The organism is Nocardia tengchongensis, from assembly GCF_054781395.1.
Genome location: NZ_BAAGUM010000006.1, coordinates 2,069,904 through 2,081,144 on the forward strand (window position 1 = coordinate 2,069,904; position 11,241 = coordinate 2,081,144).

The 11,241-nt window shown below is 68.1% G+C and carries 12 protein-coding genes; 6 read left to right on the forward strand and 6 right to left on the reverse strand.

Annotated elements, in window-relative coordinates:
- Positions 1–26: 26 nt before the first annotated feature.
- Positions 27–707, reverse strand: coding sequence for a peptide-methionine (S)-S-oxide reductase MsrA (gene msrA / locus ACYVKL_RS20600; RefSeq protein WP_379165365.1), 681 nt, complete (start codon positions 705–707; stop codon positions 27–29).
- 151 nt (positions 708–858) lie between these two features.
- Between msrA and ACYVKL_RS20605 the strand changes: the two genes are divergently transcribed.
- From ACYVKL_RS20605 to ACYVKL_RS20615, 3 genes are all read left to right on the forward strand, one after another.
- The gene (locus ACYVKL_RS20605; RefSeq protein ID WP_379165366.1) at positions 859–1,482 is read left to right on the forward strand and encodes a superoxide dismutase; all 624 of its coding nucleotides are present in this window, start codon (positions 859–861) and stop codon (positions 1,480–1,482) included.
- A 211-nt stretch (positions 1,483–1,693) separates the two neighbouring features.
- On the forward strand, positions 1,694–2,215 hold the full coding sequence (locus ACYVKL_RS20610; RefSeq protein WP_379165367.1) for a peptidase: 522 nt from the start codon (positions 1,694–1,696) through the stop codon (positions 2,213–2,215).
- A gap of 306 nt (positions 2,216–2,521) precedes the next feature.
- Entirely contained in the window at positions 2,522–3,259 is a 738-nt protein-coding gene (locus tag ACYVKL_RS20615) for a TMEM165/GDT1 family protein (protein ID WP_379165368.1), read from the forward strand.
- Here the strand turns inward: ACYVKL_RS20615 and ACYVKL_RS20620 are convergent.
- Complete coding sequence (locus ACYVKL_RS20620) at positions 3,200–3,844, reverse strand: TetR/AcrR family transcriptional regulator (protein WP_379165369.1); 645 nt, start codon at positions 3,842–3,844, stop codon at positions 3,200–3,202. The two genes, ACYVKL_RS20615 and ACYVKL_RS20620, sit on opposite strands and share 60 nt — an antisense overlap.
- Before the next feature lie 28 nt (positions 3,845–3,872).
- Positions 3,873–4,781, reverse strand: coding sequence for an SDR family NAD(P)-dependent oxidoreductase (locus tag ACYVKL_RS20625; RefSeq protein WP_379165370.1), 909 nt, complete (start codon positions 4,779–4,781; stop codon positions 3,873–3,875).
- 141 nt (positions 4,782–4,922) lie between these two features.
- On the opposite strand from ACYVKL_RS20625, the gene ACYVKL_RS20630 reads away from it, so the two are divergent.
- The gene (locus ACYVKL_RS20630; RefSeq protein ID WP_357189684.1) at positions 4,923–5,690 is read left to right on the forward strand and encodes an SDR family NAD(P)-dependent oxidoreductase; all 768 of its coding nucleotides are present in this window, start codon (positions 4,923–4,925) and stop codon (positions 5,688–5,690) included.
- Positions 5,691–5,802: 112 nt separating this feature from the next.
- Here the strand turns inward: ACYVKL_RS20630 and ACYVKL_RS20635 are convergent, their stop codons facing one another.
- The 3 genes from ACYVKL_RS20635 to ACYVKL_RS20645 all read right to left on the reverse strand — a co-directional run bounded on the left by ACYVKL_RS20635 (position 5,803) and on the right by ACYVKL_RS20645 (position 9,884).
- On the reverse strand, positions 5,803–6,003 hold the full coding sequence (locus ACYVKL_RS20635; RefSeq protein ID WP_157389420.1) for a cold-shock protein: 201 nt from the start codon (positions 6,001–6,003) through the stop codon (positions 5,803–5,805).
- 261 nt (positions 6,004–6,264) lie between these two features.
- A complete protein-coding gene (htpG, locus tag ACYVKL_RS20640; protein ID WP_379165371.1) occupies positions 6,265–8,238 on the reverse strand; it encodes a molecular chaperone HtpG in 1,974 nt (657 codons plus the stop codon).
- A complete protein-coding gene (locus tag ACYVKL_RS20645) occupies positions 8,235–9,884 on the reverse strand; it encodes a TM0106 family RecB-like putative nuclease (RefSeq protein WP_379165804.1) in 1,650 nt (549 codons plus the stop codon). Before ACYVKL_RS20645 ends, htpG begins: the two co-directional genes overlap by 4 nt.
- A 201-nt stretch (positions 9,885–10,085) precedes the next feature.
- On the opposite strand from ACYVKL_RS20645, the gene ACYVKL_RS20650 reads away from it, so the two are divergent.
- Both ACYVKL_RS20650 and ACYVKL_RS20655 read left to right on the forward strand, forming a co-directional pair.
- Positions 10,086–10,724: a DUF6474 family protein gene (locus tag ACYVKL_RS20650; protein WP_213558709.1), complete on the forward strand. Its 639-nt coding sequence runs from the start codon at positions 10,086–10,088 to the stop codon at positions 10,722–10,724.
- A gap of 7 nt (positions 10,725–10,731) precedes the next feature.
- Positions 10,732–11,232, forward strand: coding sequence for a hypothetical protein (locus tag ACYVKL_RS20655; protein ID WP_379165372.1), 501 nt, complete (start codon positions 10,732–10,734; stop codon positions 11,230–11,232).
- Positions 11,233–11,241 lie beyond the last annotated feature (9 nt).

An 11,241-nucleotide genomic window follows, 5' to 3' on the forward strand; every position in this document is an offset into this window, starting at 1 on the left:
GGCGCGGCGCGCGTAGGGCCGGCACCCTACGCGCCCAGGTCGATCGCGCAGCTCACGCCCGTCCCGTGGTCGGGGCAATAGCCGCCGGGGTTCTTCGCCAGGTACTGCTGGTGATAGCCCTCGGCGTAGTAGAACGCGGAAAGGTCCGGCAGCGGGGCGATCTCGGTGACGATCTCCCCGAAACCGGCCGCGCTCAAGCGTTCCTGATAGACGCCCTTGGTCTCGACTGCGACCTCGAACTGCTCGTCGTCAAAGGTATAGACGGCCGAACGGTATTGGGTGCCGCGGTCGTTGCCCTGCCGCATGGACTGGGTCGGGTCGTGGTTCTCCCAGAACTGCCGCAGGACACCCGCGTAGTCGATGACCTGCGGATCGAACACCACCAGCACCGATTCGGCATGCCCGGTGCGACCCGAACACGCCTCCTCGTACGTCGGATTCGGGGTGTAGCCGCCCGCGTAACCCACGGCCGTGCTGTACACACCCTCCAGCTCCCAGAAGCCCTTCTCCGCACCCCAGAAGCAGCCCATGGCCAGCACCGCGAACCGCGTGTCCGGCGGGAAGGGGGGTTTGAGGGGATGCCCAGTGAGATAGTGCTTGTCGGGGACTACCAGTGGTTCCGCACGACCGGGCAGGGCTTGCTCGGGTGTCACCATCGTCGGCTCCGGCAGTCGCAAGCGACCGACGAACTCGTCGTACCACGACATGACTCGATGCTACGGGACCCGTGGAACATATATCTGGGCCGGAATGCGGGGGCACGCAGCCCGGTTGCGAACAGGCGGGTGTACGAATGATGGTTGGGTGCGCCTCGGATCACGCCGAGGGCACGCGGCCGCCGACACGGAAAGGGACATCGTGGCTGTTTACACGTTGCCAGAACTCGATTACGACTACAGCGCCCTGGAGCCCTTCATCTCCGGGCAGATCAACGAGATCCACCACACCAAGCACCACGCCGCCTACGTCGCGGGCGTCAACGCCGCCCTCGAGAAGCTGGAAGAAGCGCGGGCCAAGGACGACCACGCCGCCATCTTCCTCAACGAGAAGAACCTCGCGTTCCACCTCGGTGGCCACGTGAACCACTCCATCTGGTGGAAGAGCCTGTCCAAGGACGGCGGCGACAAGCCGGTCGGCGACCTGGCCTCGGCCATCGACGAGGAGTTCGGCTCCTTCGACAAGTTCGTCGCGCAGTTCTCCGCGGCCGCCAACGGCCTGCAGGGCTCGGGCTGGGCCTGGCTGGGCTACGACACCCTCGGCAACAAGCTGCTCACCTTCCAGCTCACCGACCAGCAGGGCAACGTGCCGCTCGGCATCATCCCGCTGCTCGGCCTGGACATGTGGGAGCACGCCTTCTACCTGCAGTACAAGAACGTCAAGGCCGACTACGTGAAGGCGTTCTGGAACGTCGTCAACTGGGCCGAGATTCAGGACCGCTACGGCAAGGCCGTCGCGCAGGGCAAGGGCCTGATCTTCGGCTGATGCCTGGGGCTACGCCCCCACACCCCCGATGGACGGGGACCTGTCGTACCCGGAAGCCCGCGAACCCGATGGTTCGCGGGCTTTCGCATTTCCGGGGGCCGGGTGCTAGCACTCTTTGGTACTTGTGTGCCAGATGGCTTCGGGTACAACCTGGTGTTCCCAACAGCAACACCGGGCACAGCCGCCCCCTGGGAAGTTCGGGAGGCACATCATGAGTGGTCAGGTCGGCGTCATGCCCTTCCAGGCCCATGGTTCGCTGCAAGGATTCGTGATCTCCGGGCGCTGGCCGGACTCCACCAAGGAATGGGCGCAGTTGCTGGTACTGGCCGTGCGGGTGGCCGGATTGCCGGGGCTGCTGCCCACCTCGACGGTCTTCGGGGCGCGCGAGGAGCTGCCCGAGGACCCGGATCCGGCGATGGTGGGGCTGGTGATCGCCGAGGGGCCCGTACTGGGGACGGAAGCGTTGCAGCCCGGCATGTTTGCCGGACATGTGCCACCGGCGTTGATCATGTTGCATCCGCCGCGCGAGACCCGGCCCTCGCTGCCCGAGTGCTCGGGCGCGGCCTCGGGCTGTCTGTTGCTGCCGGGCGTGCCGCATCTGGGGCTGGAACATCGCGCGGCCTGGGTGGAGACCGACTCCGACGGTGCGGTGACCTCGATGGTTTCGCGGGTGGGGGTGGATCCGATCAGCGATCCCGACACCGCGGTTCTGGCCATGCTGCTGGCCGCGTAAGGGTACCCGAAACCTTTCGGCAGTATCGCCAAACTTCTTGTGCGCATTGCGATTTGGGCGACGGTCATTTGCATGCGTCGGGTTTGCCGGAGTAGCATTGCCCCGAGCGAAGGGGAGTAGCCCCCAATCACGCCGTCGACATACTGATCCTTCCCGGATCCGGCGCGTGGACCGGAATCGTGCATCGAGCACCACCCCGGTGGGCGAGACCTTCGGCCGAAAGAACCAAACCGATTTACCGGTGCGGTGTCGGCTGAAGCGTCCCCGCATTCAGCCGACAGGCCGGAGACCTGGGAGCTGACCTTCATGATCGCCACGGTATTGCTGAGTTTCGGCGTGCTGTTCCTCGCCGAACTGGGCGACAAATCGCAACTCATGGCCCTGACCTTCGCGCTGCGCTACCACTGGTGGGTGGTGCTGTCCGGGATCACCGTCGCGAGCGTGCTGGTGAACCTGATCGCGGTCGGCGTCGGCCATTTCCTCGGCGCGGCCCTGCCGACCGGAGTCATCTCGCTGTTCGCGGCCGCCACGCTGATCGGCGTCGGCCTGTGGACGCTGCGCGAGTCCCTGTCGAACTCCTCGGACGAGGGTGACGAGGCCGCGCCACAGACGATGTCGCGGTCCGCGTTCCTGGTGGTGCTGTCGGCGTTCCTGCTGGCCGAGCTCGGTGACCGCACCATGTTCGCCACCATGGCCCTGGCCACCAACAACAACTGGGTCGCGGTGTGGATCGGCTCGGTCGTGGGCATGGTGGCCGCGGGCGGGCTGGCCATCGTGATCGGCGTGACCGTCGGCAAGCACATTCCGGAGCGGATCATCGCGGTCTGCTCGGGCCTGCTGTTCCTGTACTTCGGTGCGCTCACCCTGCTGGAGGCGTTCGCGCACGGCTTGGGTACGCCGCTTGCCGCACTGCTGTCGCTGGCGCTGCCCGCGCTCGCCGGCGCCGTCCTGCTCCTGCTGCGCCGTCGCGCCGCGATCCCGGCTTCAGTCCTCGACCACGATGTCGCCGAACAGATTCCCGCTGCGCCGCACGAGGTCCAGTAGCGGCCCGCGCAATTCGCGCAGCCCGTCCGGGTCGCCGACCGCGATGCGGGCGGTGACCATCGAGCTCAGCGCCGCGACCAGGGTCTGACAGGCGAAGCGCTGCGACTCGGATTCCGCGCCGAGCACATCGGCGACCATGGCCACGAAGGTTTCCTGCAGATGCGTGCGCCGCGCGATGGCCTCCGGGCCCACGGCGTACACCTCGACCAGGAACACCCGGGCGTACGCGGGTTGCGCGGCCAGCGCCTCCAGATAGGCGCCGAGCAGCCGTTCCATCCGCTCGGTCCGGGTCTCGCCGTCGAACTCGGCGCCCGTGGCGGCCAGGATGCCGGTCAGCATGAGTTCCGCGGCCCGCTCGTAGGCGGCCTCGAAACAGTCCTCCTTGGAACGGAATTGCTCGTAGAAGGTTTCACGGGAAACCCCCGCGCGTTTGATGACCGCGGCCACCGGCGTTCCGACATAACCGTTCTCGGCCATCGCCTCGGCCATGGCGGCCAGGATGCGGTCGCGCTGGGCGGCCACCACGGTCTCCCGGGGCAGGCCGTGCCGGCCACGGGGCAGTTGGCGGGTTGCCGATTCGGTCATACGCGGGACTCCAGGTGGCCTCGGTCGTTCAGGCGAGCTTTCTCATTCTGCGGGGCCGGGCCGGTTGCTCGGTGGTGAACCCCGTTGGTTCTGTATCGGCGATGGCCAGTCCGCCCGCTACACCGCGGCGCAGCGAGAAGTCGATCAGGTGCTGGGTGAGCGGGCGGCACCACAGCGCCATGCTCACCCAGTAGGGCGAGACGATGCGGCGGGAGCGGCGGGCCAGCGCCCGTTCGCAGGCGTCGATGGCCGGGCCGAGCGGGGCCACGCCGGAGACGGTGGAGCGGCCCAGAATGCTGCGGGCGGCCTCGGTGCCGAAACCGCGGCTGGTCATCTCGGTGTCGAGTTCGGCGAAGTAGGCCATGCCGACTTTGGCTCCGGTGTGGCGCAATTCGATGCGCAGGGTGTCGCCCAGCGCCTCGACCGCGGCCTTGGAGGCGCTGTAGGCCCCGGCCAGGGGCAGGTGGATGGCGGCGGCCAGCGAGGAGATCAGCAGCACGTACCCGTTGGCGTGCGCGAGGTGGGGTCCGGCGGCGCGCAGCGTGTAGTAGACGCCCAGGACATTGACGGTGAGGGTTTCCTCGAGCACCGTCGGGTCGCCGCTGAGCAGCGACAGCTGCCGGGCGATGCCGGCATTGCACACCACCGCGTCCAGCCCGCCCAGTTCGGCGGTCAGCGAGTTCACCACCCGCTCCACCTGGGCGGGGTCGCCGATGTCGCAGTACCGCCAGGGCGCGTCGCCGCATTCGGCCGCGACCTGGGCCAGCAGCATCTCCTCGATGCCGAGCAGGGCGACGTGCGCGCCGTGCGCGTGCAGCTGCCGGGCCAGGGCGGCGCCGATGCCGCGGGCCGCGCCGGTGATCAGGATGCGTTTGCCGGCTACGCGCGGGGTCCGGCGACGGAGACCACGGCGATGACCGGCCGTGCTGGCGTTCATGTATGCGAAACTACCACTTAGACGAACACCCATGTTCGTAAATCTGGTGAGCCTCTTGTGTAGGCCCGCGCACAGTCCCGCTAGGGTGCCTATTGACGGATGGCCAGCGAGAGGGCCGTCCACTGTCGAGAGGACCAAACCGTGGAGATTTCGGGCTCCGCCGCCATCGTCACCGGAGGTGCGTCCGGTCTGGGTGCGGCCACCGCCAAGCGTCTCGCCGACGCCGGCGCGACCGTGTTCGGCCTGGATCTGGCTCAGTCCATCGAGCGTGCGGGCGACAGCGTCCCCGCCGGCGTCACCCTCATCCCGACCGATGTCACCAGCGGTGACGAGGTGGCCGCCGCGGTCGCCACGGTCGTGGAATCCGGTGTGCCGCTGCGCATTGTCGTCAACTGCGCCGGTGTGGGCTGGGCGGGACGCATCCTGTCCAAGAACGGCCCGCACGACCTCGAGCTGTTCCGCACGGTCATCACCGTGAACCTGCTCGGCTCCTTCAACGTCATGCGCCTGGCCGCCGACGCCATCGCCAAGACCGATCCGGTCGACGAGTACGGCCAGCGCGGCGTCATCATCAACACCGCCTCGGTCGCGGCCTTCGAGGGCCAGATCGGGCAGATCGCCTACTCCGCCTCCAAGGGCGGCGTCGCGGGCATGACCATTCCGGCCGCGCGTGACCTCGCGCAGTTCGGAATCCGGGTGAACACCATCGCCCCCGGCATCATCGACACCCCGATGCTCGCCGGCGTCACCGAGGAATACCGCAAGGGCCTGGAGTCCGGCGTGCCGTTCCCGTCCCGACTGGGCCGCCCGGACGAGTACGCGCAGCTCGCGCAGTACATCACCGAGCACGACTACCTCAACGGCGAGACCATCCGCATGGACGGCGCCCTCCGCATGGCTCCGCGCTGACGCTGGGTCTCGGGGGCCTTGCCCTCGAACCCCCATGCAGAACAAGGCCCGCACCGGATTCCGGTGCGGGCCTTGTTATTACGAAGTGGGTGGCGGGAAACCCGCAGCCTCCCTAGTGCGGACGAACAGCGGCCGCCTGGGGGCCCTTCTTGCCCTCGGTGATCTCGAACGACACGGACTGGCCCTCTTCGAGCTGCTTGTAGCCGTTGCCTTCGATCTCCGAGTAGTGGACGAACACATCCGGGCCGTCCTCGCGGGCGATGAAGCCGTAGCCCTTCTCCGCGTTGAACCACTTGACGGTGCCCTGAACCATTACCTTCTCCTGACGAGGTGTTTCTTGTGGTGCGTGGGTCCGCGGCTGCGGTACCCGGGGTCGATCAGAAGGCGGCTTGCAACTTGCCTGGCAAGGTGAAGCAACGCCCGCACACTGTTCCGCGCGAGCATGTAGAACACGAACACGAAAAACTTACGACCAAGACGTTCAACGCACGTCTCGGCCGCAAGTTCCCGACATTCCCGAAGACATGCGCGGCATCACACCGCGCAAGGCTTCGATATGACCAATTTCCGCTGGTCAGAGCGTGCGGGTGAGCCGATCCGCGAGCACCCGAGCAAAATGCGCCGGATCCTTCAGCTCGCCGCCCTCGGCGAGAACCGCGGTGCCGTACAGCAATTCGGCGGTCTCGGTGAGTTCGACCGGCTTCTCGTCGTCGCCGGACACCTTCGCGTACGCGTCGCGCAAACCCGTCACCAGCGGATGATCCGGGTTCAGTTCGAGGATGCGCTTGCTGTGCGGAAGTTCCTGTCCGGAGGCGCGATACATGCGCTCCAGCATCGGCGTGAAGTCGAAGACGTCACCGACGATGCAGGCCGGAGAGGTGGTGAGCCGGTTGGTCAGACGCACCTCCTTCACCTCCGCGTCGAGCACGCCCCGCAGCCAGCCGGTGACACCGGAGAAGTCCTTCTCCTGCTGTTCGCGCAGCTGCTCGGAGGCCTTCTTCTCGTCCTCGGTCTCGAGATCGACCTCGCCCTTGGCGATCGAGACGATGGGCTTGCCCTCGAACTCGGTGACCGAACCGACCCACATCTCGTCGACCGGGTCGGTCAGCACCAGCACCTCGAGGCCCTTGGCCAGCAGCGCCTCCATGTGCGGCGAGTTCTCGATCTGCTGACGGGACTCGCCGGTCATGTAGTAGATCGCCGACTGGGTTTCCGGCATCCGCTCGACATAGGAGGCCAGCGAGGTCAGCTCGGTGTCGGAATGCGTGGACGCGAACGACGAGACGCCCAGGATGGTTTCGCGATTGTCCTGGTCGGAGAGCAAGCCCTCCTTGAGGACTCGTCCGAACTCGCGCCAGAACTCCTGGTACTTGGTCTGATCCTCGGCGTTCTTCAGATCCTTGACCGTGGACAGCACCTTCTTCACCAGGCGCTTGCGGATCATCTGGATCTGCCGGTCCTGCTGCAGGATCTCGCGGGACACATTGAGCGACAGGTCCTGCGCGTCGACCACGCCCTTGACGAAGCGCAGATACTCCGGCATCAGCTCTTCGCAGTTGTCCATGATGAACACCCGGCGCACGTACAGCTGCACGCCGCGCTTGTGCTCGCGGGTGAACAGGTCGAACGGCGCGTGCGAGGGAATGAACAGCAGCGCTTGATATTCGAAGGTGCCCTCGGCCTTCATCGGGATGATCTCGAGCGGATCGTCCCAGGCGTGCGCGACGTGCTTGTAGAACTCCTTGTACTCCTCGTCGGTGACCTCGCTGCGCGGGCGGGTCCACAGCGCCTTCTGGGAGTTCAGGGTCTGGGTCTCGACAATGGTCTGCTCGACCTTGTCCTCGCCCTCACCCTCCATGACGGTGCGCTCGACGTCCATGCGGACCGGCCAGGCGATGAAATCCGAGTACTTCTTGACGATTTCGCGGAGCTTCCACTCCTGCGTGTAGTCGAAGAGGTGATCGTCCTCGTCGGCCGCCATCAGGTGCAGCGACACCGCGGTGCCCTGCGGGGCGTCGTCGAGTTCCGCAATCGAGTAGGTGGGGCTGCCGGCCGCGGATTCCCAACGGGTGCCGGTGGTTTCGCCGGCCTTGCGGGTGGTCAGGGTGACCTTGTCGGCCACCATGAAGGTCGAGTAGAAGCCGATGCCGAACTGGCCGATCAGCTCCTCGGCCTGCTGGTCGCCGGCCCCACCATTCTTGGCAGCGGCGGCCTCGAGCAGCTGTTTGCGCAGCGCGGCGGTGCCCGACTTGGCGAGGGTGCCGATCAGGTCGACCACCTCCGCCCGCGACATGCCGATGCCATTGTCACGCACGGTGAGCACGCGGTTGTCGCGATCCACCTCGAGCTCGATGTGCAGATCCGAGGTGTCGGCGTGCAGGTCCTTGTCGCGGAAGGTCTCCAGGCGCAGCTTGTCCAGCGCGTCGGAGGCATTGGAGACCAACTCCCGCAGGAAGGTGTCCTTGTTCGAATACACCGAGTGGATCATCAGCTCCAGGAGCTGATGGGTCTCGGCCTGAAACTCCAGGTGTTCGACGTGTTCGGTCACGACGCGATATTACGACGGTCGAAGTCGGCGATGGACGGAACCTCCGCATCGGCGCGGTCGGTCATCCAGTCCCGCAGCACCTGGGTGGCGCGGCAGTCGTCCTCGTTGTATTCGAAGATGCGGGTGCGTTGCGACAGGTCGGGCTCGCCGCCCTCGTAGGCGACGGCCAGGCGATACCAGGCCATCGACGCCTCGCCCCCGGCCTCGGCGTCGCGCCAGTGGAAGCCGGCGACCGGGGCGATCTTCTTGAGTCCCTTGCCGTTCGGGCAGATGAACTGCTCCGACACCGCCTGGAACATGTCCACCCACTGCGGGCCGTCGACGAACCGCTGCACCTCCCGCTCGGTGGGGATGCCGGGGCGGCCCGCGAACCGGCGCGCCGACTCGTAGAGCCACTTGTCCTCGGCGGTGCGCGAATAGCAGTAGGCGGCAAAGGTTTTGCCGTCGGCGGCGGCCTGGGCGCGGACCTGCATGAGCCAGGTCCAGAACTCGGCGAAGGAGCGGCCCTCGTCCTCGGTGGGCAGCGGATCCCAGGTGACGAAGGGGCGGTAGACGCCGTCGAGCAGGGTGCCCCACAGGTAGGCGCCGTGCTCCTGGAAGCTCTCCAGGTCCACGTCCACCTCGACGTCGGCGCGGGTCACCCGCACCCGCTCCACCCGGCGGACCAGGGGCGCGCCGGTGGCCCAGGCACGGGCGGTGACCACGGCCTCGGTGAACGGCTCGTACTGCCAGTCGTCGGGATCGTCGCCACTCCAGGCGGCCAGCTCGTCGATGGTCTCGACGCCGTGGCGGCGCAGCGCCTCCGCGCGCGAACCGGGCGCGACCAGGCTGACGTCGCGATGCTCGACCAGCCACTGCTCACAGCTGCGGCCGCCCTCCTCGGGGGCCCGGTTGAACCAGGGGCACTGGCGGCACTCGGGGACTTTCGAAGGGACGGTGGGGAGTTCGCCGCGCACCACCGCGATGCGGTCGGCGTAGCGCAGGTCGTAGTCGTCCAGCAGCGGGGCCAGGTCGTGGACCAGGATGCGGTCGAAGTGGTAGCCGATGGCGCCGCCGGTCAGGCTCGGGCTGGCCAGGCCGTGCCGCTGCAGCATGCGGTACAGGTGCGCGAGGCGCTGGATGTCGCGAGGCTGCGGCCGGGTGCGGACGTGCCTGTCCCGCTGCGGATTCCAGTCGTAGAGGTCGCTGGTCAGCGGGTGGTGGTCGGCCGGGTCGGGCTGGCGGGGATCGGTCACCTTGTGGTTCACCACGATGACCGGGCGATACCCGCCGCGATCGCCGTCGCGCCACAGGATTTCGCAGCCGCCGCGGCGTCCGGTGTCGGCCTCCTGCGGCAGCAGCCCGCCCCAGATGCGTTCGGCCCCGGCCGCCATGGCGGCCATGGTGGCGGCGGCCCGGGCGGTGGCGGGCTGCTTGGGATCGATCACGGTCCAGCGCTCGGGGGCGGCGGCGACCAGCGTGTCCCGCACCTGAAGTCGGTGCGCGGCGGCCGCTTCTCGTCGCTGCTGCACGCCGGCGTCCTCGGCGACTCCGGTCAACACGCCCGGATGGGTGGCGTCCAGGAAAAGCCGGTGCCGGCACCCGATCAGAGCGCGAGCGTCGACGAACGCCGCACGCTCACCATGGTCACCGATGCCCGAATACACGCCAGTCAGTATGGCCTCCACCCCCGACAGGGTCGGCGGGCCGCCCTGTTTTCGGTCGCTCACCGGTCCCGGAAACCGCAAGGCGCTCGCTGTGCGGGGAACCCACCCGTTAGGGTGAATCCCACACTGCGTTTCATGGGCGGACAGGCATTTCCCCCGGCCCTGTACTGCCATGGCGAACCAGCATGACGGAGGCCATCAATGGGGTTGTTCACCAAGCGCAAGAAGCGGGTCAGCCGCCGAGCCGAGGCGAAAGCCCTCAAGCACAAGGCCGGCATGGAGGCCAAGCTCGGCGCGCGCAACGAGCGCAAGCGCAACCGGACCGAGGCGCGCACGCAGAAGCAGGTCGCCAAGGCCGAGATCGCCAAGCTGCAGGCCGAGGAGAAGGCGGCCCAGAAGGTCGCCGCCCGCGCCGAACGCGACCCCTTCAGCGCCGCCTCGGTGCGCAAGTACCTGGGCGTGGCCCGGATCCTGGTGCCGGTGCTGGCCCCGCTCGCCTACCGCGGCGCGACCTTCGTGCGCGGGCAGCTCGACACCCGCCGGGCCCAGCAGCTCGGCGTCGGGCTGGACCAGCTCGGTGAGTTCGCCGGGCCGGGCGCGAAGCTGCAGGCCCGGATCGCGGGCGTGGAGTCGACGCTGACCGACATCGAGGCCAAGGCCCCAGACACCGAGACCAAGAAGTTCGTGGCCGCCAGTCGCGACCGGCTCGACAGCCTGTCCGCGGCGGTCCGCACCGCGGCCCAGATGCCGGTGCCGCGCCGCCGCGCCGTGCACGCCTCGATCTCCAACGAGCTGTCCGGCATCGAGGCCGATGTGCTCGCCCGGCTCGGCGTGAACTGATTCCCCGATGAGCTCGGTGCGCGGCGGACTCGCCGGGGTGGCCATGGCCGCCCTGGCGGTCGGCGCGCACGGATTCGCGGGCGGCGGCTACCCGGGCACCTCCGGGCTGATGCTGCTGATCCTGGCGGCCGCCGCGCTCGGCGCACTGGCCGCCGCGCTCCGCCCGCCCGCCGCGCTGCCGATCCTCATGGTGGCGGGACAGCCCGCCTGCCATGTGGCGTTGAGCGGCCTGGTGCAGCACGGGCATGCCGCGCGGGCAATGGAATTCACCGCGCACGGGCCGATGCTGCTCGCGCACGCGGTGGCGGGCGCCGGGTGCGCCTTCCTGATCCTGGTCGCCGAGCGGCTCTACGGGCTGATCTCGCGGGCGGTACGGGTGGCGCTGACCCGGCCGGCGGGTCCGCCCGCCCGGGTGGCCCGGCTTCGGCCGGCCCACCACTCTCCCGTCTCGAAAACCCTTCTCGCACTGGGCGCGATCGCACCGCGCGCACCACCGGTGACGGCGTAACTCCGCGTC